Genomic DNA, 21,376 nt, shown 5'->3' with positions numbered 1-21,376 from the left:
GGCTACTCCAGGCCGTCCCGGGAGATCGGCGGGCCGATCCGGAAGTCCCGGAAGGTCGCTTCCAGCCCGGCCCGCTCTGGTGAGCAGCACATGACGCCGACGTCCACGGTCGCCGGAAGGTCGAGGTGGCCGAGGCGCAGCAGTTGCCAGGGGCCGCCGCCGGTGCGGCAGTGCACGGTCAGCGCGGCCCCGAAGCGGGTGACCCGCATCCCGAGCGCGCCGGTGAACCCGGCGAAGGCGGTGGAGCCGGTGATCGGCGCCATGGACACATCGGAGTAGTCGCGGGTCAGGACGGTGCTGACCTGGACGGCGCCCGACGTGACCTCCAGGCCGCACTTCAGCCAGTTGCGCGCGTCGGCCCGGACCATCATGCCGGCCTGGTCGAAGCGGGTGGTGTGCTTGGCCGACACGATGGCCTCGGCGGTGAAGTCGCCGCTGACCGGCTGGTGGAAGAAGTGTCCGTTGTCGGTCGTCCAGCCGTAGAACGTCTCGCGCCAGAAGTCGGTTTTCAGCTCGGTGACGGCGCGGAGGACGCCGCCCTCCAGCGACCACGTCCGCGGCTCGTGCCGCCAGGACATCTGCTCCAGCGGCGCGGTCACTCGGTGACGGTGGCGAAGACGGTGGCGTCGGGCGCGGCCAGGTGGATGGGGGCGGCCGGGGAGACGTCGCGGACGGCGGCGTGGCCGAGGCCGTCGAGCGTCGAGGCCTCCGTCACGACGGCCGCGGCCTCCAGCTTCGTGGCACCCGACGAGACCGCCGAGGCGACCGCCATCTGCAGGGCCGTCAGTGACAGCGACGGCAGCGTGACCGACGCCGCGTTGTAGGTGCGGCCGTCGCCGTCGCGGACCGCGGCGCCCTCCACCGCGCCGGTGCGGGCGCGGGCGGCCCGGGCCAAGGTGACCAGCTTGGTGTCCTCGGCGGTCAGGTCGTCAGGCATCGGCGTGCTGCCTCTCGGTCTCGTGGCTGGCCTGGTCCTCGTCGTCGGGGTCGGCCCGGCGGACGAGGACGGTGTCGATGCGGTTGCGGCGACCGGCGGTGCCCTCGGCCACCAGGACCAGGCCGCCGACGACGGCGGTGGCGCCGGGGATCGGGACGCGGCCGAGGGACTGGGCGAGCAGGCCGGCGACCGTCTCGACCTCGTCGGCCGGCAGCTCGACCCCGAACAGCTCGCCGAGGTCCTCGATCGGCAGGCGGCTGGTCACGCGGACCGCGCCGTCGGCGAGCTCCTCGACCGGGGGGCGCTCGGCGACGTCGTACTCGTCGGTGATCTCGCCGACGATCTCTTCCAGGATGTCCTCGATCGTGACGAGGCCGGCGGTGCCGCCGTACTCATCGATGATCACGGCCATGTGGGTGCGCTTGGCCTGCATCTCGCGCAGGAGGTCGTCGACCGGCTTCGACTCCGGTACGAATGTCGCGTCCCGCATCATCTGGGCGACCGGCATCTCGCCGGCGCCGGGCTCGTTGCCGGAGGTACGCCGGACGAGGTCCTTCAGATACACGATGCCGAGGACGTCGTCGACGTTCTCGCCGACCACCGGGATCCGGGAGAACCCGCTGCGCATCGCCAGCATCAGGCCCTGCCGCACGGTCTTGTGGGCCTCGATCCAGACCATCTCGGTGCGCGGGACCATGACCTCGCGGGCGATGGTCGTGCCGAGCGCGAAGACGGAGTGGATCATGTCGCGCTCGCCGTGCTCCACGACGCCGCGCTGCTCGGCGATGTCGACGAGCTCCCGGAGTTCGATCGTGGTGGCGAACGGGCCTTCGCGGTACCCCTTGCCGGGTGTCACCGCATTGCCGATCAGGATCAGCAGGCGGGCCAGGGGACCCAGGGCCGTGCCGAGCCAGCGCACGAGCGGGGCCGCGAAGCGGGCGACCTGATATGCGTGCTGACGGCCCATCGTGCGGGGCGCGACGCCGACCACGACGAAGCTGACGACCGTCATGATCCCCGCGGTGATGAGGGCGGCCAGCCAGTCGCGATGGCCGCCGACCGCCGCCGCCGTCTCCAGGGCCACCAACGTGGTCGCCGTGAGCTCGCTCAACAACCGCAAGAGCAGAAGGAGGTTGATGTACCGTGCCGGATCCGCGGCGATCACCTCGAGCGCTCCGGCGCCGGGCTTCCCCTCGCGGGCGAGCTCGTGCGCGCGAGCGGGCGAGACCACGTTGAGCGCGGCATCGGTCATCGCGAACAGCCCGGCGAGGACGACCAGGCCGGCCGCCGTCGTCAGCAGTGTGACGTCACTCACAGAGGATCAAGACTTTCGCCAGCTCTCCAGCAGTCGGGCCTGCAGACCGAACATCTCGGCCTCTTCCTCGGGCTCGGCGTGGTCGTATCCGAGCAGGTGCAGGATGCCGTGCACGGTCAGCAGCGCCAGCTCGTCGATCGCGGCGTGCCCGGCGGCGGCGGCCTGCTTGGCGGCCACCTCCGGGCAGAGCACGATGTCGCCGAGCAGCGCCGGCTCGCCGGAGCCCTCGCCGGGGCCGTGGTCGACGCTGCCCTCGTCCATCGGGAAGGCCAGCACGTCCGTCGGGCCCTCGCCGTCCATCCAGCGGTGGTTGAGCTCGGTCATGTACTCGACGTCGACGCACAGGATCGACAGCTCGGCGAGGGGGTTGACCCCCATCTCGTCGAGTGCGTGCCGAGCCACCGCGAGCACGGTGTCGGAGTTGACGTCGACGCCGGACTCGTTGGCGATCTCGATGGACAACGGGGCTCCCGGGGCTATCTGCGGCGCCCGGGCCGGCCGCCCTGTGCGGCGCGGTCCGGGACGGCGCGCACCGGCTGCTGCTGAGCCTCCTGCGCTTCGTCCCAGCGGGCGTAGGCGTCGACGATCTCACTGACCAGGCGGTGGCGCACGACATCGGCGCTGCCGAGCTGGGCGAAGTGGACATCCTCGACGCCGTCGAGGATCTCACGGACGACCCGGAGGCCGGAGCGGGTCCCCCCGGGCAGATCGATCTGGGTCACATCACCGGTGACGACGATCCGGGAACCGAAGCCGAGCCGGGTCAGGAACATCTTCATCTGCTCGGGCGTGGTGTTCTGGGCCTCGTCCAGGATGATGAAGGCGTCGTTGAGGGTGCGGCCGCGCATGTACGCCAGCGGCGCCACCTCGATCGTCCCGGCCGCCATCAGCTTCGGGATGGACTCCGGGTCGAGCATGTCGTGCAGCGCGTCGTAGAGCGGGCGCAGATACGGGTCGATCTTGTCGTAGAGCGTGCCGGGCAGGAAGCCCAGCCGCTCGCCGGCCTCGACCGCCGGGCGGGTCAGGATGATCCGGTTGACCTGCTTGGCCTGCAGCGCCTGCACGGCCTTGGCCATGGCGAGGTAGGTCTTGCCGGTGCCCGCCGGTCCGATGCCGAACACGATCGTGTGCTGGTCGATCGAGTCGACGTAGCGCTTCTGGCCCAGCGTCTTCGGCCGGATGGTGCGGCCGCGCCGGGAGAGGATGTTGAGGGTCAGCACCTCGGCCGGGCGCTCGGTCGTGTTCTGCTGCAGCATGCCGACGGTGCGCCGGACCGTGTCCGGAGTGAGCGTCTCACCCTTGCGCACCAGCTCGATCAGCTCGCCGAAGATGCGCTCGGCCAGCGCATTGTCGGCGGCCACGCCGGTGATGGTGATCTCGTTGCCCCGCACGTGAACATCGCTGTGCACCGACCGCTCGACGAGTTTGAGGATCTCGTCGCCGGCCCCGAGCAGCCTGACCATGACGTGGGGGTCGGGAACGGTGATCTTGCTGATGGCCCGCACGGGCTGCTCCGACGCAGCTGCCGGCGCGGGGTTTGGGGTCTCGGTCATACCTTGGCCGCGATGGGCCTCAAGCACCTGCTTCCGGGCTCGCTCCAGCCTGGGCTCATGTCCAGGCTCTTCATGGTATCGGCTGACCGCGCATACGGCCGTTCCCATTTTCCGCGGGACGCGCCGCTCGATCGTGTTCGGCCGAACATGCCGTCTGCGCCGAATCCGCCACGGACCACCCACCTGGGCTGATAGGGAGGCAGATGACCGGTTTACCGAGGGAGGGCCCAGCATGGTCGAGCGCACCGGATACATCGACGGCGAGCCCTGCTGGGCGGACGTCGTGGCCGCGGACGTGCCGGCCGCGCAGCACTTCTACGCGACGGTGTTCGGCTGGGAGTACGCCGACACCGGCGCCGACTTCGGCAACTACGTGATGTGCCTGCGCAACGGCCGGATCGTCGCCGGCATGAGCCCGCCGATGCCCGGGTCCGAGCAGCTGCCGGCCGCGTGGAGCCTGTACCTCATGTCGCACGACCTGGCCGAGACGTCCCGCCGGATCGAGGAGCACGGCGGCAAGATGCTCGTCGCGCCGATGGACATCCCCGAGAACGGCCGGATGCTGTTCGCCATGGACCCATCGGGCGCGGCGTTCGGCGCCTGGGAGCCCGGCCGCCACACCGGCTCGCAGCTGTTCGACGAGGCCGGCGCCCTGTGCTGGGCCGAGGTGAACACCCGCGAACCCACCGTGACCGACTTCTTCTACCACGGCCTGTTCGGCTACCGGCAGACCAAGATTCCCGGCACGGTCGACGCCGGCGACGAGCTGTTCGACTACTCGGCGTGGAGCCTGGGCGACGCCGACCCGGTCGCGGGCCGGCTCACGATGAACTCGGAGTGGGACGGCATTCCCGCACACTGGACGGTGTACTTCGCCACCGACGACACCGACGCGGCCGCCGAGCGCGTCGTCGAGGCGGGCGGGCGGGTCCAGCACGGCCCGTTCGACTCCCCGCACGGCCGCCTGGCCGTCATCGAGGACCCCAACGGCGCCGTCTTCACCATGATCAGTCGTTGAGTGCCAAATGCCATTTCAGAATTGGTACCCGTCGAAGGTCTCCTGACCACGCGTGAACCGGTATGTCGCCCAGTGCAGCCGCACCACGACCCCGTCCGCGTCCCGGGTCAGCCGCAGCAGCTCCCCCGCCTCCCGCCCGGACACGGTCCGGAACACGTCGGGCGCGCCGTCCACCGGCGCGAACACCGCCGGCGGCCGCTTGACCGCGGCTTCGGCCGCCCGCGCGTGCAGGGCACCGTCCCGCCAGGTGAACACATACTCGAACCCCTCGCCCCACCACCGCCCGAGCACCGACCGGAACTGCGCGGGCGCGGCCGGCCCCGGCACCCAGGGCGCGATCTCCGCGGGGTCGTGCTCGGCGACGGCATCGAGCAGTTCGTGCGGCAATGCACAGATCTCCCCGGCGGTACCGGATGAGCCGAGCGACGCCACCCCGAGCGCTCGCGGCGTGCCGCTGCCGCCGACCCGCCCGTAAGCCGCGGCGAGGAACCCTGGCATGGCCCCGTCATGCCCGACGTGCACGACCCGCTCGCTCCCGGCCCGCGGATGCAGGATCAGCCCGAGCCCGAACGCGCGCACCCAGAGCACATCCTCGGTGACGACCTGCGGCGCCCGCATCTCCTCGACGGTCGCGGCCGACAGCACGGTCCCGTTCGGGTCCATCTCCCGCGGATCGGCGAGGAAGGCACCCCACCGGGCCAGATCCCCAGCGGTGCTCCACAGCTGCGCCGCCGGCCCGACGGCCCCGAAGTCGGCGGGCGGCTCGGGCTGCGCGAAGTCCGACCAGGCATCGACCTGATACCCGACCACGGGCCGCTCGGGCGTGACCGCGGTGTCGGCGAGCCCGAACGGGTCCAGGATCCGATCCTGCAGCACCTCGGCCCAGGTCCCGCCGCGCAGCCGCCCGACCAGGTGCCCGAGCAGCGCGACGGCGAGGTTGGAGTAGTGAAACCGCAGCCCCGGCCGCAGGACCTGCTCGGCCCGGTCCAGCTGCGCGAGCAGCCCTTCGAGGTCGGGCGCCAGCATGGTGTCCCACACGTCCCCGAACGGCTCCCGCTGCAGCCCCGACAGGTGCGACAGCATCCGCCCGACGGTGAGCTCCCCGTGCGCCTTGACCGGCAGGTGCCGAGCGATCTGATCGTCGAGGCCGAGCAGCCCTTCATCCCGGCACTGCATGACCAGCACGGCCGTGAACGTCTTGGTGATGGACCCCATCCGAAACTGACTGGAGGCGTCCACTCCCTCGCCCACCTGCAACGTCCACAGCGGCCGATCGGCCCGATGGACAGCCACGCTCAGCCCGGGAACCCGGGCGTCGGCCTGGGTCTCCCGAACCATCCGCTCATACCGCTGCGACACCTTCATCCCGGAATACTATTTCGCGCATGACAGCTCGCAGGGTCTTGATCACCGGCGCGGCCCGCGGAATCGGCGCCGCGATCGCCCAGGCCTTCACCGCCGCCGGCGACCGGGTGGCCGTCCACGGCCGCACCCCCGCCGACTTCGGTCTGCCCGCCGAAGGCCACGCAGTCGTCTTCGGCGACCTGTCCGACCCGGACGCGGTCCGCACCGTCGTCGACCGGGCCGCCGAAGCCCTGGGCGGCCTGGACGTGGTGGTCAACAACGCCGCCGTCTACATCGAGCACAAGATCCTCGACGTGAACTACGAGGAATGGCAGCGGGCCTGGCACGACACCCTCGCCGTCGACCTCCTGGCCCCGGCGAACGTCTGCTGGTGCGCGGCCCGGCACCTGGGCCAGGGCGGCCGCATCATCAACGTGAGCTCCCGCGGCGCCTACCGCGGCGAGCCCGACCACCCGGCCTACGGCGCGTCGAAGGCCGCCCTCAACTCGATGACCCAAAGCCTGGCCCGCGCCCTCGCCCCGAAGGGCATCGCGGTGTCCGCGGTAGCGCCGGGTTTCGTGGCCACCGACCTGGTAGCCGACCTGCTCGCCGCCCCGGAGGGCGACGCGATCCGAGCCCAGAGCCCGTTCGGCCGCGTCGCCACCCCGGAGGAGATCGCCGCGGCGGTCCTGCACCTGGCATCCCCGCAGGCGGAATGGTCCTCGGGCGCCATCCTCGACCTCAACGGCGCCAGCTACTTCCGCTAGGTCCTACCAGCGGCCGAGGCGGACCGAGAGGGCGGCGACGGCGGCGGCACCGGCGGTCGACGTCCGCAGCACCTCGCGGCCGAGACGGACCGGTGTCCCGCCGATCACATCGAGCTCCTCGGGGGCCACACCGCCTTCGGGGCCTACGACCAACGTGATCTCGCCGGACGAGGGCAGTGGGACCGCGGAGAGGGGCACCGACGCCTCCTCGTGCAGGACGAAAACCACTCCGGAGAGGGACAGCTGCTTCGTCGTGGCCGCCGGCGACACCGTGGGAACCCACGAGCGGCGGGACTGCTTGGCCGCCTCGCGCACGGTCGACCGCCAGCGCTCCAAGGGCCGGTCGTCCTTCCACCGCGCTACGGAGCGCGCCGCCTGCCACGGCACGATCCGATCAACACCAACTTCAGTCAGCAGTTGTACTGCCAGTTCCCCGCGCTCCCCCTTGGCGATCCCCTGCACCACCGTCAGGGCGGGGTCGGGCGCGGGTTCGAAGGTCGGCGAGTCCAGCTCCAGGGCCAGCGAACCCTTGCGCGCGGAGACGACGACGCCGCGCACCAGGCCACCGCGGCCGTCGGCGAGGAGCAGCGCCTCGCCGGGGGTCAGGCGTTGCACGTCGGCGGCGTGATGGCCCTCCGGCCCGTCGAGGACGTATGACGGGCCGGGCGGCAGCGACGGTATCAGGAAAAGGGGCAGGCTCACTGGTGGCCGTTGAACGCATCGCGCATGCGGGAGAAGAAGCCGCCCTGCTTGGACAGCTCGGCCACCTCCTCGCCGCGCGTGCGGGCGAACTCGCGCAGCAGGCGCTCCTGCTCCGGCTCCAGCCGGGTCGGGGTGCGCACGTCGAGGTGCACGTAGAGGTCGCCGCGGCCGGCGCCGCGGAGGTGGGGGACGCCCTTGCCGCGGATGCGCAGCGTGGAGGTCGGCTGGGTGCCGGCCTTGACGTCGACCGTCTCCTCGCCGTCGAGGGTCTTGATGGTCAGGCGGGTGCCGAGCGCGGCCGCGGTCATCGGGACCGTGACGCGGCAGTGCAGGTCGTCGTCCTTGCGGGAGTAGACGTCGTGCGGGCGCTCGTGGATCTCGACGTAGAGGTCGCCGGGCGGGCCGCCGCCGGGGCCGACCTCGCCCTGCTGGGCCAGGCGGATGCGCATGCCGTCCTCGACGCCCGACGGGATCTTGACGGTGAGCGAGCGGCGGGTGCGGACCCGGCCGTCGCCGCCGCATGTGGCGCACGGGTGCGGGATCACGGTGCCGAAGCCCTGGCAGGCCGCGCAGGGGCGGGCCGAGACGACCTGGCCGAGGAAGGTGCGCTGGACCGACTGGACCTCGCCGCGGCCCTGGCAGATCTCGCAGGTCTGCGGCTGGGTGCCGGGGGCGGTGCCGGCGCCCTGGCAGGTGGTGCAGACCACGGCCGTGTCGACCTGGATGGGGGCTTCGACGCCGAAGGCGGTCTCGTGCAGGTCGAGGTCGAGGCGCAGGATCGCGTCGGCGCCCGGGCGCACGCGCGGGCGGGGCCCGCGGGCGGACTGGGTGCCGAAGAACGCGTCCATGATGTCCTGGAAGCCGACGAACGCGCCGCCCTGGGGGCCGCCTCCGCCGCCGCTGGGCGCGAGCGGGTCGCCGCCGAGGTCGACCATCTCCCGCTTACGCGGGTCGGACAGGACCTCGTAGGCGGCGTTGATCTCTTTGAACTTCTCCTGCGCCGCCGGGTCCGGATTGACGTCCGGGTGGAACTCGCGGGCCAGCCGCCGGTAGGCCCGCTTGATCTCATCGGCTGTGGAGTCCCGCTTGACGCCGAGAATCCCGTAATAGTCCTTCGCCACTGAGTCCTATGCCCCTGAGATAGTCGATGCTGAGTGCAACGCTGATGTAGCCGTCAACTCTGTGCCAGCAGGTCGCCGACGTAGCGTGCCACGGCCCGGACGGTCGCGATGTTTCCGGGGTAGTCCATGCGGGTCGGGCCGAGCACGCCCATCCCACCGACGATCGTGGTGCCCGGACCGTAGCCGGTGGCCACGATCGAAGCCGTCCGCAGGTCCTCGATCTCGTTCTCGTCGCCGATGCGGACCCTCGTCATGCTGGGTTCGACCTCGCCGAAGAGTTTGAGCAGGATGACCTCCTCCTCGAGGGCCTCGAGGATCGGCCGCAGCGAGCCCTGGAAGTCCAGCAGGCCGCCGCGGGCCAGGTTGGCGGTCCCGGCGAGCGCGATGCGCTCCTCGGTCCGCTCGACCAGCGTCTCCAGCAGTACCGTCGAAAGGGCGGTCATCGGCGGCCGCAGTCCCGGCGCCGACTCCTCGACGAGGGCGACGACCAGGGGTGGCGTGTCCGCCAGCCGCTTGCCGACCAGCTTCTCGTTGATCAGCCGGCGCAGCTCGGTGACGTCGTCGGCCAGGATCGGGGCCGGCAGCTCGACCAGGCGCTGCTCGACCCGGCCGGTCTCGGCGATCATCACCACCATCAGCCGCGTGGTGGAGATCGGGACGAGCTCGAAGTGCCGGACGCTCGCCCGCGACAGGCTCGGATACTGCACCACCGCCACCTGCCGGGTCAGCTGCGCGAGCAGCCGGACCGTGCGGTGGACGACGTCGTCGAGGTCGACCGCCCCGATCAGGAACCGCTCGATGGCCCGGCGCTCGGCCTGGCTGAGCGGCTTGACCCGGGACAGCTTGTCGACGAACAGCCGATAGCCGGCGTCGGTGGGCACCCGGCCGGCGCTGGTGTGCGGCTGCCGGATGAATCCCTCCTCCTCCAGGACGGCCATGTCGTTGCGGACCGTCGCCGGGGAGACCCGCAGGTTGTGCCGCTCGACCAGCGCTTTGCTGCCGACCGGCTCCTGGGTGGCGACGTAGTCCTCGACGATGGCGCGGAGCACTTCGAGCTTGCGCTCGTCAAGGGCCATGGCACCTCCTCCGGGACTAGCACACAGACTGGCACTCCCAACTGGTGAGTGCCAGTCTACGTCAGGCGTCCACAGGCACGCGATGATCGTTTGGCCGACCCTCGGCGCCACCGCCGCTGTACTGGGTAAAAGTTGTCTAAAAGAAGTCATGTCGTGTCGCTGGCGCCACTTGATCGATGCCCCTACGGTGGCGGCATGAGTGAACCACCTCGCCCCCCGGGGGACTACGGCCAGCCGCAGGACCCTAACTACGGGTATCCGCCCCAGCCGCCCGTGTCGGGTGGCGGGTACCCGCCGCCGTCCAGTGGCGGCGGGGCCTACGGCACACCACCCACCTCGGGTGCCGGCTACGGGCAGCAGCCCGGCGGATACCAGCAGCCCGGATACCAGCAGCAGCAGCCGGGCGGTTACCAGCAGTCGGGTTATCAGCAGCCCGGGCAGTACGGCCAGGCCGGTGCCTACGGCGCACCCGCCGGCGGACCGGGCTTCACGCCGGTCGGCTACAACAACAGCGACGAGAAGACCTGGGCGCTCATCGCCCACTTCGGCGGTGTGCTCTTCGGCTTCATCGCCCCGCTCGTCGCGCTCCTCGCCAAGGGCAACGAGTCGCCGACGGTCAAGGCGCACGCGAACGAGGCGCTGAACTTCCACATCACGTGGGGCATCATCCTGTTCATCGGGGCCCTGCTGTCGGTGTGCACGCTGTTCATCTCGCTGTTCGTGCCGTGGATCGTCGTCATCGTCTTCTCGATCATCGGCGGCGTGAAGGCCAACAACGGTGAGCTGTACCGCTACCCGCTGACCTTCCGGATGATCAAGTAAGCACCGGACGTGCGGAGAGGGGCGGCCACACCGGCCGCCCCTGCTTCATGTCAGGGCCCGGGCGACGCCGTCGGCGAGGAGCCGGCCGCGCAGCGTCAGCACGGCCCGGCCGGCCGCGAACGCATCGGCGTCGAGCTGCCCGCCGGCGAGGCAGTCGCGGGCCCCGGCCCGACCGGCCGCGTCCAGCACATCGAGGGGCAGGCCGTCCGCGAGCCGGATGCGCAGCAGCACGTCCTCCATGTGCCGTTCATCCGGCGTCAGTACCTCACGGGCCTGCGCCGGCGACAAAGCGTCCGCGAGCCGGGCGGCGTAGGCGTGCGGGTGCTTCACGTTCCACCAGCGCACCCCGCCGACGTGGCTGTGCGCGCCCGGGCCGAGACCCCACCAGTCCCCGCCCCGCCAGTAGAGCTCGTTGTGCCGGCAGGGCGAGTCCTTCGACCAGTTCGACACCTCGTACCAGGTGAAACCGGCCGCCCGCAGGGTCTCGTCGGCGGCGATGTAGCGGTCGGCGGCCACGTCGTCGTCGGGGTATGGCAGCTCGCCCCGGCGCATCCGGGCCGCCATCCGCGTGCCGTCCTCGACGATCAGGGCGTAGGCGCTGACGTGGTCGACCCCGGCGTCGACGACGGTGGCGAGGGAGGCCGCGAAGTCCTCGGGCCGCTCCCCCGGCGTGCCGTAGATCAGGTCCAGGTTGACCCGCTCGAACCCGGCCGCGCGGGCCTCGGCGGCGGCCGCGGCGGGCCGGCCCGGAGTGTGCCGGCGGTCCAGGACGGCCAGCACGTGCGGTGCGGCCGACTGCATGCCGAGCGAGATCCGGTTGAACCCGGCCGCGCGCAGCTCCCGCAGGCCGGCGGGGTCGACGGACTCGGGGTTGGCCTCGGTGGTCACCTCGGCGTCGGTGGACAGGCCCCACGTCCGGTCGATGCCGTCCAAGATCCTCGCGAGTTCGGCCGCAGGCAACAGCGTGGGAGTACCCCCGCCGAAGAAGATTGTGTCGACTCGGGCCGGGTCGACCACTTTGGCCGCCAGGGACAGCTCGTCCAGGACCTGGTCGGCGTAGCCGGCGCTGAGCACGCCCTCGCTCGCGGTGTAGGTGTTGAAGTCGCAGTATCCGCACCGCGTGGCGCAGAACGGCACGTGGACGTAGACCCCGAAGCCCCGCCGACCGGCGCCGTCGGCGACCCCGTCGGGCAGGGCACCGTCGCGGGGCATCGGCTCGCCTTCTGGTAGTGCTCCGGGCATTTCACTAGTGTGCCCGCATGTCTCTCGTGCGATCGTCGACGGGGCGGGGCGTGGCGACGCTCACCCTGGACAGCCCGCCCAACCGCAACGCGCTGTCCACGGGCCTGATCGAGGAGCTCCTCGCGGCGCTCGCGGCGGCCGAGGCCGACGACGCGGTCCGCGTGGTCGTGCTGACCCACACCGGCCCGGTTTTCAGCTCCGGGGCCGACCTCAAAGAAACAGCGGCTGCGATTGGTACCGGCAAGCCGCCGATCAGTCGCCTCGGGGAGGTCCTCGCCGCCATCTGGGAGGGCAGCAAGCCGGTCGTGGCCCGGGTGGCGGGACCGGCGCGGGCCGGCGGCCTGGGCCTGATCGCGGCCGCCGACATCGCCGTGTGCAGCACCGATGCCACGTTCGCGTTCACCGAGGTCCGCATCGGCGTGGTGCCGGCGGTGATCTCGGCCACAGTGCTCGCGCGACTCTCGCCCCGGGACGCCTCGGAGTTGTACCTCACCGGCGCGACGTTCGACGGTGCGCGCGCCCAGCGCGTGGGGCTGGTGAACGCCGCGGTGCCGGCCGAGGAGCTGGACGCGACCGTGGCGGGCTACGTGGCGGCTCTGGTCCGGGGCGCCCCCGAGGCCCTGGCCGGCACCAAGGACCTGCTGCGGCAGCCGCGGACCGACTCGTTCCGGCACCAGATCCGGGCGCTGACGGAGCTGTCTGTGTCGTATTTCGGATCCGCGGAGGGCCGGGAAGGCATGCTGGCATTCCGGGAGAAAAGGAACCCGAACTGGGTACCGGACGGCGCCGCCTGATCGTGAAGGCTGGCGTTCAGGACGTACGCTTCTCGACCTGATGAGGAGGTGATGACGTGCGGGCCCGACGCTTGCTGACGATCGCGGCGCTTTCAGCGGTCGCTGTAGCCCTGTGCGCATACGTCATCGCCAACAGGGTCAGCCAGGACATCCCGCTGCGGATCGCCACCAGCCGGGCCTGCGTCGTCAACGCCGGCAACGCGGCCGTCGGGGCCACCGCGGACGCCACCGAGGTCGAGCTCGACAGCGACCAGCTGGCCAACGCGGCCACCATCACCGCCGTCGGGCTGACCCGCAAGGTCCCGCACCGCGGCCTGGTCATCGCGCTGGCCACCGCCTGGCAGGAGTCGAAGCTGGTCAACCTGGGCGGCGGCGACCGGGACTCGATCGGGCTGTTCCAGCAGCGGCCGAGCCAGGGCTGGGGCACGCCGGAGCAGATCGCCGACCCGCGGTTCGCCGCCAACGCGTTCTTCACCGCCCTGCTCAAGGTCAAGGGCTGGGACAAGATGAGCGTCACCGACGCCGCCCAGGCCGTGCAGCGCAGCGCCCTCCCGGACGCCTACGAGAAGTGGACCGACGAGTCCGAGATCATGGTTAAGGCGCTCAGCGGCGAGGTGACCGGCGCGGTCGCGTGCAACGTCACCGAGCAGGCCAGCCGCGGCCCGGAGGCGGCCCGCTCGCTCGGCGCCAGCCTCAAGCTGGACTGGGGCACCGTCAAGACGACGAACGTGTCGAACCTGGTCGGGGTGGCGCTCAAGGTCAGCGAGCCGAAGTCGGGCTGGCAGTACGCACACTGGCTGGTCGCCCACGCGCAGGAGCGCGGCATCAAGCGCGTCGTGTATGCGGACATGCAGTGGACGGCGGCGAGCGGAGCGTGGTCACACGTGACGGAGCGTGGCGGTATCGACGCCGGTCCAGGCGGGGAGCGGGTCGTCGCCGAGGTCTACTAGAGACCTTGACGTTCAGCGCGACCAGCGGGTTGTCGCCCGTTCGGACATTGTCGCGTGCCCAACTCCCGAGTCGGCCGCGTATACACCTCGCGTTACCATCGGTCGTTCGAGACAACGCGCACGGGCACCACGAAAACGTAAGGGGAGGACATGACGTCCGCTGCACCCGACTACGGCGACCTCACCGGCTACGAGCCGATCAGTGATGCCGACCGCAAGGAGTTCCACGAGAACGGCTTCCTGCTGGTCCGCAACGTCCTCACCGAGGACCACCGGGCCGCGCTCGAGGCCGCGATGGACCGGGTCTACGCCGAGGAGATCGCGGCCGGCACGGCGACGCACCTGAAGAAGGACGGCACGCTGCACCTGCTGGGCTTCCTCAACCGCGACGAACTCTTCGGGCACCTGCTGACCCAGCCGACCATCTTCCCGTACATGTGGGGCCTGGCCGGGTGGAACATCTACACGCACCACAACCACCTCGACGTGACGCCGCCCACCTCCGAGGAGGAGCCGCCGTCGTGGGGCTGGCACCAGGACGGCTACCGGCAGAACTCCGACCCGGAGACGATGGACCCCAACCTCCCGCGGCCGATGTTCTCGCTGAAGGTGGCCTACGTCATCTCCGACCTCTCGGAGACCGGCCGCGGCGCCACCAAGGTCATCCCGGGCAGCCACCTCTGGAACTCGCTGCCCCGCCCGGCCGACACCACGGTGCACAACCCGGACCCCGAGGGCACCGTCGAGATCACCGCGAACCCCGGTGACTGCTTCATCTTCGACCGCCGCCTCTGGCACTCGCGGTCCCCCAACTACTCGACGATCACCCGCAAGATGCTCTTCGTCGGCTACACCTACCGGTGGATCCGCACGCTCGACGAGATCGCGATCGACAAAGACGGCGAGTGGTGGAACAACCGCACGCCGGTGCAGCGCCAGCTGCTCGGTGAGGCGACCCACACGGCCAACTACTGGGGCATCAACTGGAACGGTTACATTGACGAGGAGATTCCGCTCCGCAAGGAGCTGAAGACCCGCGGCCTGCTCGACCGGTCGATTCCCTGGCTGCGTTAAGCACCGCGCAAAATGCGCAAGGCCCCCGGTTCGCCGACCGGGGGCCTTGCGCATTTTCAGACTGTGAAACTTACAGGGCGCGGCGGCCCCGGCCCGCGAAGCCGGCGACGAGGGCAACGCCCACGGCGGCCACGAGGACCTGGATCAGCAGCTCGCCCCAGTCGATGCCGGGGGTGTCGGTCGAGATGCCGACCGCGTTCGCGATCAGCGTGCCGAGGAACGCGGCGATGATACCGACGACGATCGTCAGCCAGATCGGGATGTTCTGACGGCCGGGGACGACCAGCCGCCCGAGCGCGCCGACAATAAGACCGACGATCAGCGCGGTGATGATTCCGGTGACAGTCACTGGTCTTCCTCCTCTTTACTAAGCTCAACCAGGGGGGTCGTGCTTTGCGGTTGAGCTTGTATTGCCCGACGGCTCGAGGAGTCAAACGCACTTAAGATCTACGGACGGCGGAACTTCGCAAAACGGCGTCCATCGAGGGAAACGCCATCTCCGGCGGATCGGCCAGCGGCAGCCAGGCATACTCGCTACCTTCGGCCGGGTCCAGGGCGATCTCGCCGGACTTGATCGTCGCCACCCAGAACGAGTCGAGCACCGGCAGCTGTTCACCCTGGAACTCGTATGTGCCGATGTGCATCCCGGCGAACTCGCCCAGCTCGACCTCGACGCCGAGCTCCTCGCGGGCCTCGCGCACGGCCGCGTCGGCCGGGTGCTCGAAGCCCTCGCAGAACCCGCCGGGCAGGTCCCACCAGCCCTCCCGGGGCGGATGGGCCCGGCGCATGGCCAGGAACGTGCCGTCGCCGCGCACCAGCACGACGGTGCCGGTCGGGCGCGGGTTGAGGTAGGCCTCATACCCGCACGCCCCGCACTTGGCCGGGAGATCGCTCGTGCGCCCGCCGCAGCGCGGACAGAACCGCCCGGCCTCGCTCACTTCTTGTTCTTGTCGGTGGCCGGCGTGTCGGCGGTCGAGAGGGCGGCGATGAAGGCCTCCTGGGGCACCTCCACCCGGCCGACCATCTTCATCCGCTTCTTGCCTTCCTTCTGCTTCTCCAGCAGCTTGCGCTTGCGGCTGATGTCACCGCCGTAGCACTTCGCGAGCACGTCCTTGCGGATTGCCCGGATCGTCTCGCGGGCGATGATCCGGCTGCCGATCGCCGCCTGGATCGGCACCTCGAACTGTTGGCGCGGGATCAGCTTCTGCAGCTTCCCGGCGATCGTGACGCCGTAGTTGTACGCCTTGTCCTTGTGCACGATGGAGCTGAACGCGTCGACCGGCTCGCCGTGCAGCAGGATGTCGACCTTCACCAGGTCGGAGGCCTGCTCGCCGGAGGGCTCGTAGTCGAGGCTGGCGTAGCCCTTGGTCCGGCTCTTCAGCTGGTCGAAGAAGTCGTAGATGATCTCGCCCAGCGGCAGCGTGTAGCGCAGCTCGACGCGGTCGGCGGACAGGTAGTCCATGCCGAGCAGCGTCCCCCGCCGGCCCTGGCAGAGCTCCATGACCGCGCCGACGAAGTCGTTGGGGGTCAGGACCGTGGCCCGGACGGTCGGCTCGAAGATCTCGCCGGTCTTGCCGTCCGGGAACTCGCTCGGGTTGGTCACCGCGACCTCGGTGCCGTCGGTGGTGATCACGCGGTAGACCACGTTGGGCGCGGTGGAGATCAGGTCGAGGTTGAACTCGCGCTCCAGCCGCTCCTGGATGATCTCCAGGTGCAGCAGGCCGAGGAAGCCGCAGCGGAAGCCGAAGCCCAGGGCCGCGCTCGACTCCGGCTCGTAGACCAGGGCGGCGTCGTTGAGCTTGAGCTTGTCCAGGGCGTCGCGCAGCAGCGGGTAGTCCGAGCCGTCGATCGGGTAGAGGCCCGAGTAGACCATCGGCTTGGGGTCCTTGTAGCCCCCGAGCGCCTCGGTGGCCGGCTTGGCGTTGATGGTGACGGTGTCACCGACCCGGGACTGGCGGACGTCCTTCACGCCGGTGATGAGGTAGCCCACCTCGCCGGCGCCCAGGCCGTCGCCCTTGATCGGCTCGGGCGAGATGACGCCGATCTCCAGCAGCTCGTGGACGGCGCCGGTGGACATCATCTTGATCCGGTCGCGGGCGCCGAGGCGGCCGTCGACGACCCGGATGTAGGTGACGACGCCGCGGTAGACGTCATAGACCGAGTCGAAGATCATCGCGCGGGTGGCGCCGTCCGCGCGGCCGGCGGTCGGCGCGGGCATCTGGCGGACGATCTCGTCGAGCAGGTGCGGGACGCCGACGCCGGTCTTGCCCGAGACGCGCAGGCAGTCGTCGGGCTCGCAGCCGATGAGGTGGGCCAGCTCCTCGGCGTACTTCTCCGGCTGCGCGGCCGGCAGGTCGATCTTGTTGAGGACCGGGATGATCTGCATGTCGTTCTCGAGCGCGAGATACAGGTTGGCGAGGGTCTGCGCCTCGATGCCCTGCGCGGCGTCCACGAGCAGGACGGCGCCCTCGCACGCGGCCAGGCTGCGCGAGACCTCATAGGTGAAGTCCACGTGGCCCGGTGTGTCGATCATGTTGAGCACGAAGCTGTCGCCGGCCAGGTCGCCCTCGCGGACCTTCCAGGGCATGCGGACGGCCTGGCTCTTGATCGTGATGCCGCGCTCGCGCTCGATGTCCATGCGGTCGAGATACTGCGCCCGCATCTGCCGCGCGTCGACCACCTCGGTGAGCTGCAGCATCCGGTCGGCCAGCGTCGACTTGCCGTGGTCGATGTGGGCGATGATGCAGAAGTTGCGGATCCGGTCCGGCACGGTGGCGCCGGGGCGGTTCGCGCCGGGGTCGATCGTCGGTGGCACAGGCGTCCGTTCTCCATCGGGCTGGGATCACTTACATGGTCCCACGCCCGCGGCCGTAGGCCCCACCGGCCTGATTTTGAGGTGTAAGTCCCGTATCGCTGGGTACAGACCCCTCCATGGCCGACGTATCGAGAGGCGTGTGAGAGCCGGCCGAGAGGACATCGAGAGCGCTGCATCCAATACTGGACCGCGGTCCCCCGGCCTCGTTCGGAAACGGGGGCCGGTGAGACGGCCGCGCGCCCGGCCTCGCCGGCCGGGCGTCACTTGGGGACCGTTACACAGGCACGCTCCGGAGCGGGTCCTGTCGCCGGAAGCGTGAAGGCGGTCGGCGGCAGGGCTTAAGTGCAGTGCACCCCTCGTCGCTTACAGCAGTGCACCCTCGTCGTGGAGCCAGTCCACGAAGCCCAGTGCGACCACGGCGGCGCAGTCGACGAGCTCGTTGACCAGCGCGTCGTGCACGCCCGAGAGCAGCGGCACCTGCATCTCGGCGTAGATCGGCAGCTGGCCGCGGTCGGTCGGGTCACCGATGTAGGCCTTGTAGAACCGCCGCGTGTGGTTCCACTCGTTGACCACCTGGTATGAGCGGTCGGCCCAGTCCGGCGGCACGGTCGCGTGCGGCCGCGCCCGGATGACCAGGATCTCGTCCGACGGACCCTCCAGCGCGAACAGCACCGCGTGGCGCTCCCACAGCGCGAGCAGGCTGCCGTCCCCGTCGGTCAGGTATCGGATGTCGAGCTTCTCGAGGGCCTCCGCGACCCGCGACAACGTCACCGGCGCGATGACACCGGCGCCGTCCTCCTGCGGCTTCTCGCACGCTCCGTCGATCGTCGAGGTTGCATCGTCCCGCGACAGCTGAGCCACGATCGAGTCGGTCTTCGACTCACTCGCCTGCTCCGTCCGCCATGGCCACCTTGGCATCGCTCCGGCTCCCTGCTCCCCCGTGCGCCTCCACCCGCATGTGCGGTCCGTCGCCAACCGAACTCGCTCGGCGGTGGACCCGAAAGAGGACGGTACCCGTTCGGTCGAGTTTCAGCAGCCCCCAATTTCACCCTCGCCCCACCCGTTCGGGTGAGGGTCTTACAGCCGTCTATCCGATGAGCAAAGATCCGCCACCGCGATGCCAGGCAGAGCCATATGCGCAGGCCAGAGCCGTCCATGAACCCGAAATCCGGACATCGACGAACCCGCCGGCGGCGTCGGCGACGAACCCCATGCGGATGACCGCCTGGACGAGACGCTGCGTGACCGGTATACGCCGCCCGGCGTCGGTGGTGACCACGATCGGTTCATGATCGAGGAGGGCGTCGCGGAGCATCCGCGACCCGACCGGGCGGCCGCCGACCCCCTCCGCGGCGGCGGTCCGCAGGGTCTCCGCGGCCGCCGCGCCGACCCGCTTGACGTCGGCCGCCGGGATGCGCTCGACGACCGTGGCGGCCGCCGGCGGCAGCGACCATCGCCAATCACTGTCCCGCGATGCGGGAAGGTCGCCATCGACGGACGCCAGCAGATCCCGGGCCGAGACGGTCCGGTCGCGGGCCACCTCCGCGGCGATGCCCCGGGTGACGAGCACGCCCCAGGGCAGCCGCGACCACAGGGCCACCGCATGCTCCCCGGCCGGGCGCAGCCGCACGACCGCGCCCGGGTCCAGCCGGGCCACCCGCGCCGCGAAGGCGCAGGCGTCGGCGCGGCCGGAGTCGGTCAGCCAGCCCATTATCCGAGGTAGGGCGAGAGGAACTCGCGCTCGACGTCGCGCACCCGGCGGGGCCGGCCGGCGTCCAGGTCGTATGGCACGCAGACCGTCCGGGCCCGGGACGCCAGCTCGTCGCCGTCGAAGAGCTCATAGGCCACGATCAATCGCGAGGCCTTGATCTCCTCGATCCACAGCTCGATGCGGACCGGGTCGCCGTAGTCGACCGGGCGGAGATAGTCGATCTCATGACGTGAGATGACGATGCCGTTCTCGAACGACTCCAGTCCGGCCGCGCGGGCGGCGGTGAACATCAGCGCAACGCGCGCCTCCTCGTAGAGCGTGAGGAAGCGCGCGTTGTTGACGTGCCCGTACGCGTCCAGATCGGACCAGCGCAGGGCGCAGTGATAGACGAACCGGGCCACTACTGCCGCTTACCCTCAGTCACGGGTGAGCTTGCGGTAGGTGACGCTGTGCGGCCGCGCGGCCTCGGGCCCGAGCCGGTCGACCTTGTTCTTCTCGTAGGACTCGAAGTTGCCCTCGAACCAGAACCACTTGGCCGGGTCCTCGTCGTCGCCCTCCCAGGCCAGGATGTGCGTGGCCACCCGGTCCAGGAACATCCGGTCGTGGGAGATGACCACGGCGCAGCCGGGGAACTCCAGCAGCGCGTTCTCGAGCGAGGAGAGCGTCTCGACGTCGAGGTCGTTGGTCGGCTCGTCGAGCAGGATCACGTTGCCGCCGATCTTCAGCGTCAGCGCGAGGTTGAGCCGGTTGCGCTCGCCGCCGGAGAGGACCTTGGTCGGCTTCTGCTGGTCGGGGCCCTTGAAGCCGAACGCGGCGACATAGGCCCGCGACGGCATCTCGACCTTGCCGACCATGAGGTGGTCGAGGCCGTCGGAGACGACCTCCCAGACGGTCTTGTCGCCGTCGAGGCCGGAGCGGTTCTGGTCGACGTAGGACAGCTTGACCGTGTCGCCGACCCGGACCGAGCCGGCGTCCGGCTTCTCCAGCCCGACGATGGTCTTGAACAGCGTGGTCTTGCCGACGCCGTTGGGGCCGATGATGCCGACGATGCCGTTGCGGGGCATCGTGAACGACAGCCCGTCGATCAGCACGCCGCGCTCGTCGAAGCCCTTGACCAGGTCCTTCGCCTCGATGACCAGGTTGCCCAGGCGCGGGCCCGGCGGGATCTGGATTTCCTCGAAGTCCAGCTTGCGGGTCTTCTCGGCCTCGTTGGCCATCTCCTCGTAGCGCTCGAGGCGGGCCTTCGACTTGGTCTGGCGGGCCTTGGCGTTGGACCGGACCCACTCGAGCTCCTCGGTGAGGCGCTTCTGCAGCTTCTGGTCCTTGCGCCCGGCCACCGCCAGCCGCTGGGCCTTCTTCTCCAGGTAGGTGGAGTAGTTGCCCTGGTAGCCGTGGACCTGGCCGCGGTCGACCTCGGCGATCCACTCGGCGACGTGGTCCAGGAAGTAGCGGTCGTGGGTGACGGCCAGGACGGCGCCGGCGTACTTCTGCAGGTGCTGCTCCAGCCAGTTGACGCTCTCCGCGTCCAGGTGGTTGGTGGGCTCGTCCAGCAGCAGCAGGTCGGGCGCCTCGAGCAGCAGCTTGCACAGCGCGACCCGGCGGCGCTCACCACCCGAGAGCTGGGTGACGTCGGCGTCCGGCGGGGGGCAGCGCAGCGCGTCCATCGCCAGCTGCAGCTTGGAGTCGATGTCCCACGCGTCGGCGTGGTCGAGCTCCTCCTGCAGGCGGCCCATCTCGTCCATGAGCTCTTCGGTGTAGTCGGTCGCCATCAGCTCGGCGACCTCGTTGAACCGGGCGAGCTTGGTCTTGGTCTCGGCGACGGCCTCCTCGATGTTGCCGAGGACCGTCTTGCTCTCGTTGAGCGGCGGCTCCTGCAACAGCATGCCGACGGTGTAGCCGGGCATGAGCCGGGCCTCGCCGTTGCTGGGCTTGTCGAGCCCCGCCATGATCTTGAGCAGGCTCGACTTGCCGGCACCGTTGGGGCCGACCACACCGATCTTCGCGCCGGGCAGGAACGACAGCGTGACGTTGTCGAGCACGACCTTGTCGCCGTGCGCCTTGCGCGCCTTCTCGAGCACGTAGATGTACTGCGCCACGGTGCGCTCCTACCTCCGCTTGAAACAAAAACGTGTGTG

General features: G+C 70.3%; 23 protein-coding genes. 6 read left to right on the top strand and 17 right to left on the bottom strand.

Going from position 1 to position 21,376, the window contains the following annotated elements:
* Window positions 1-2: 2 nt before the first annotated feature.
* Genes ACIA8L_RS27515 through ACIA8L_RS27495 form a run of 5 tightly spaced genes read right to left on the bottom strand, consistent with a single transcriptional unit; the run spans window position 3 to window position 3,805 of the window.
* On the bottom strand, window positions 3-599 hold the full coding sequence (locus ACIA8L_RS27515; protein ID WP_395909297.1) for a DUF1349 domain-containing protein: 597 nt from the start codon (window positions 597-599) through the stop codon (window positions 3-5).
* Window positions 596-937, bottom strand: coding sequence for a cytidine deaminase (locus tag ACIA8L_RS27510; protein ID WP_395909296.1), 342 nt, complete (start codon window positions 935-937; stop codon window positions 596-598). Before ACIA8L_RS27510 ends, ACIA8L_RS27515 begins: the two co-directional genes overlap by 4 nt.
* Complete coding sequence (locus ACIA8L_RS27505; RefSeq protein ID WP_395909295.1) at window positions 930-2,252, bottom strand: hemolysin family protein; 1,323 nt, start codon at window positions 2,250-2,252, stop codon at window positions 930-932. The genes ACIA8L_RS27510 and ACIA8L_RS27505 overlap by 8 nt, the downstream gene beginning before the upstream one ends.
* Window positions 2,253-2,258: 6 nt before the next feature.
* Window positions 2,259-2,714 (bottom strand): rRNA maturation RNase YbeY, encoded by a 456-nt coding sequence (gene ybeY, locus ACIA8L_RS27500; protein ID WP_395909293.1) that lies wholly within the window; start codon window positions 2,712-2,714, stop codon window positions 2,259-2,261.
* 14 nt (window positions 2,715-2,728) lie between these two features.
* Entirely contained in the window at window positions 2,729-3,805 is a 1,077-nt protein-coding gene (locus tag ACIA8L_RS27495) for a PhoH family protein (RefSeq protein ID WP_395909292.1), read from the bottom strand.
* A gap of 232 nt (window positions 3,806-4,037) precedes the next feature.
* Between ACIA8L_RS27495 and ACIA8L_RS27490 the strand changes: the two genes are divergently transcribed.
* Window positions 4,038-4,823, top strand: a complete 786-nt coding sequence (locus ACIA8L_RS27490) for a VOC family protein (protein ID WP_395909291.1) — start codon at window positions 4,038-4,040, stop codon at window positions 4,821-4,823.
* A 15-nt stretch (window positions 4,824-4,838) separates the two neighbouring features.
* Here the strand turns inward: ACIA8L_RS27490 and ACIA8L_RS27485 are convergent, their stop codons facing one another.
* Window positions 4,839-6,188, bottom strand: a complete 1,350-nt coding sequence (locus ACIA8L_RS27485; protein ID WP_395909289.1) for a serine hydrolase domain-containing protein — start codon at window positions 6,186-6,188, stop codon at window positions 4,839-4,841.
* 20 nt (window positions 6,189-6,208) lie between these two features.
* Between ACIA8L_RS27485 and ACIA8L_RS27480 the strand changes: the two genes are divergently transcribed.
* Entirely contained in the window at window positions 6,209-6,934 is a 726-nt protein-coding gene (locus tag ACIA8L_RS27480) for an SDR family NAD(P)-dependent oxidoreductase (RefSeq protein WP_395909288.1), read from the top strand.
* A 3-nt stretch (window positions 6,935-6,937) separates the two neighbouring features.
* On the opposite strand, the gene ACIA8L_RS27475 is transcribed toward ACIA8L_RS27480, so the two are convergent.
* The 3 genes from ACIA8L_RS27475 to hrcA are packed head-to-tail and all read right to left on the bottom strand — an operon-like array spanning window position 6,938 to window position 9,833.
* Window positions 6,938-7,636, bottom strand: coding sequence for a 16S rRNA (uracil(1498)-N(3))-methyltransferase (locus ACIA8L_RS27475; protein WP_395909287.1), 699 nt, complete (start codon window positions 7,634-7,636; stop codon window positions 6,938-6,940).
* Entirely contained in the window at window positions 7,633-8,757 is a 1,125-nt protein-coding gene (gene dnaJ, locus ACIA8L_RS27470) for a molecular chaperone DnaJ (protein ID WP_395909286.1), read from the bottom strand. The genes ACIA8L_RS27475 and dnaJ overlap by 4 nt, the downstream gene beginning before the upstream one ends.
* A gap of 53 nt (window positions 8,758-8,810) precedes the next feature.
* Window positions 8,811-9,833, bottom strand: a complete 1,023-nt coding sequence (gene hrcA, locus ACIA8L_RS27465; RefSeq protein WP_395909285.1) for a heat-inducible transcriptional repressor HrcA — start codon at window positions 9,831-9,833, stop codon at window positions 8,811-8,813.
* A gap of 195 nt (window positions 9,834-10,028) precedes the next feature.
* Here hrcA and ACIA8L_RS27460 point away from each other — a divergent pair, with 195 nt between their 5' ends.
* Window positions 10,029-10,655, top strand: a complete 627-nt coding sequence (locus ACIA8L_RS27460; protein WP_395909284.1) for a DUF4870 domain-containing protein — start codon at window positions 10,029-10,031, stop codon at window positions 10,653-10,655.
* A gap of 45 nt (window positions 10,656-10,700) precedes the next feature.
* On the opposite strand, the gene hemW is transcribed toward ACIA8L_RS27460, so the two are convergent.
* Entirely contained in the window at window positions 10,701-11,897 is a 1,197-nt protein-coding gene (hemW, locus tag ACIA8L_RS27455; RefSeq protein ID WP_395909283.1) for a radical SAM family heme chaperone HemW, read from the bottom strand.
* A 17-nt stretch (window positions 11,898-11,914) separates the two neighbouring features.
* Between hemW and ACIA8L_RS27450 the strand changes: the two genes are divergently transcribed.
* From ACIA8L_RS27450 to ACIA8L_RS27440, 3 genes are all read left to right on the top strand, one after another.
* Window positions 11,915-12,691 (top strand): enoyl-CoA hydratase-related protein, encoded by a 777-nt coding sequence (locus tag ACIA8L_RS27450; RefSeq protein ID WP_395909282.1) that lies wholly within the window; start codon window positions 11,915-11,917, stop codon window positions 12,689-12,691.
* Between the two features lie 56 nt (window positions 12,692-12,747).
* Window positions 12,748-13,641: a hypothetical protein gene (locus ACIA8L_RS27445; protein WP_395909281.1), complete on the top strand. Its 894-nt coding sequence runs from the start codon at window positions 12,748-12,750 to the stop codon at window positions 13,639-13,641.
* Between the two features lie 150 nt (window positions 13,642-13,791).
* Window positions 13,792-14,715: a phytanoyl-CoA dioxygenase family protein gene (locus tag ACIA8L_RS27440; RefSeq protein ID WP_395909280.1), complete on the top strand. Its 924-nt coding sequence runs from the start codon at window positions 13,792-13,794 to the stop codon at window positions 14,713-14,715.
* A 70-nt stretch (window positions 14,716-14,785) separates the two neighbouring features.
* On the opposite strand, the gene ACIA8L_RS27435 is transcribed toward ACIA8L_RS27440, so the two are convergent.
* The 7 genes from ACIA8L_RS27435 to ettA form a co-directional block, all read right to left on the bottom strand.
* The gene (locus ACIA8L_RS27435; RefSeq protein ID WP_395909278.1) at window positions 14,786-15,064 is read right to left on the bottom strand and encodes a GlsB/YeaQ/YmgE family stress response membrane protein; all 279 of its coding nucleotides are present in this window, start codon (window positions 15,062-15,064) and stop codon (window positions 14,786-14,788) included.
* A gap of 91 nt (window positions 15,065-15,155) precedes the next feature.
* A complete protein-coding gene (locus ACIA8L_RS27430) occupies window positions 15,156-15,653 on the bottom strand; it encodes an NUDIX domain-containing protein (protein ID WP_395909277.1) in 498 nt (165 codons plus the stop codon).
* On the bottom strand, window positions 15,650-17,530 hold the full coding sequence (gene lepA / locus ACIA8L_RS27425; RefSeq protein ID WP_395909276.1) for a translation elongation factor 4: 1,881 nt from the start codon (window positions 17,528-17,530) through the stop codon (window positions 15,650-15,652). The genes ACIA8L_RS27430 and lepA overlap by 4 nt, the downstream gene beginning before the upstream one ends.
* A 363-nt stretch (window positions 17,531-17,893) precedes the next feature.
* On the bottom strand, window positions 17,894-18,448 hold the full coding sequence (locus ACIA8L_RS27420) for a YbjN domain-containing protein (RefSeq protein WP_395909275.1): 555 nt from the start codon (window positions 18,446-18,448) through the stop codon (window positions 17,894-17,896).
* Window positions 18,449-18,617: 169 nt separating this feature from the next.
* Window positions 18,618-19,241: a hypothetical protein gene (locus tag ACIA8L_RS27415; RefSeq protein ID WP_395909274.1), complete on the bottom strand. Its 624-nt coding sequence runs from the start codon at window positions 19,239-19,241 to the stop codon at window positions 18,618-18,620.
* On the bottom strand, window positions 19,241-19,642 hold the full coding sequence (locus tag ACIA8L_RS27410) for an acyl-CoA thioesterase (protein ID WP_395909272.1): 402 nt from the start codon (window positions 19,640-19,642) through the stop codon (window positions 19,241-19,243). The genes ACIA8L_RS27415 and ACIA8L_RS27410 overlap by 1 nt, the downstream gene beginning before the upstream one ends.
* A gap of 15 nt (window positions 19,643-19,657) precedes the next feature.
* Entirely contained in the window at window positions 19,658-21,337 is a 1,680-nt protein-coding gene (ettA, locus tag ACIA8L_RS27405; RefSeq protein ID WP_395909270.1) for an energy-dependent translational throttle protein EttA, read from the bottom strand.
* Between the last annotated feature and the right edge of the window lie 39 nt (window positions 21,338-21,376).

This window comes from Dactylosporangium sp. NPDC051541, from assembly GCF_044454505.1.
Taxonomy (GTDB): domain Bacteria; phylum Actinomycetota; class Actinomycetes; order Mycobacteriales; family Micromonosporaceae; genus Dactylosporangium.
The sequence above is the reverse complement of the archived record's forward strand: the minus strand, read 5'-3'. Positions and strand labels throughout refer to the sequence as shown.

Excerpts from the sequence above, each read along its gene's own strand:
- ACIA8L_RS27480 (WP_395909288.1), top strand. The coding sequence starts at position 6,209 with ATGACAGCTCGCAGGGTCTTGATCACCGGCGCGGCCCGCGGAATCGGC.
- hemW (WP_395909283.1), bottom strand. The coding sequence starts at position 11,897 with ATGCCCGGAGCACTACCAGAAGGCGAGCCGATGCCCCGCGACGGTGCC.
- hrcA (WP_395909285.1), bottom strand. The coding sequence starts at position 9,833 with ATGGCCCTTGACGAGCGCAAGCTCGAAGTGCTCCGCGCCATCGTCGAG.
- ACIA8L_RS27440 (WP_395909280.1), top strand. The coding sequence starts at position 13,792 with ATGACGTCCGCTGCACCCGACTACGGCGACCTCACCGGCTACGAGCCG.
- ACIA8L_RS27450 (WP_395909282.1), top strand. The coding sequence starts at position 11,915 with ATGTCTCTCGTGCGATCGTCGACGGGGCGGGGCGTGGCGACGCTCACC.
- ACIA8L_RS27485 (WP_395909289.1), bottom strand. The coding sequence starts at position 6,188 with ATGAAGGTGTCGCAGCGGTATGAGCGGATGGTTCGGGAGACCCAGGCC.
- ACIA8L_RS27490 (WP_395909291.1), top strand. The coding sequence starts at position 4,038 with ATGGTCGAGCGCACCGGATACATCGACGGCGAGCCCTGCTGGGCGGAC.
- ACIA8L_RS27420 (WP_395909275.1), bottom strand. The coding sequence starts at position 18,448 with ATGCCAAGGTGGCCATGGCGGACGGAGCAGGCGAGTGAGTCGAAGACC.
- ACIA8L_RS27460 (WP_395909284.1), top strand. The coding sequence starts at position 10,029 with ATGAGTGAACCACCTCGCCCCCCGGGGGACTACGGCCAGCCGCAGGAC.
- ACIA8L_RS27495 (WP_395909292.1), bottom strand. The coding sequence starts at position 3,805 with ATGACCGAGACCCCAAACCCCGCGCCGGCAGCTGCGTCGGAGCAGCCC.
- ACIA8L_RS27510 (WP_395909296.1), bottom strand. The coding sequence starts at position 937 with ATGCCTGACGACCTGACCGCCGAGGACACCAAGCTGGTCACCTTGGCC.
- ACIA8L_RS27415 (WP_395909274.1), bottom strand. The coding sequence starts at position 19,241 with ATGGGCTGGCTGACCGACTCCGGCCGCGCCGACGCCTGCGCCTTCGCG.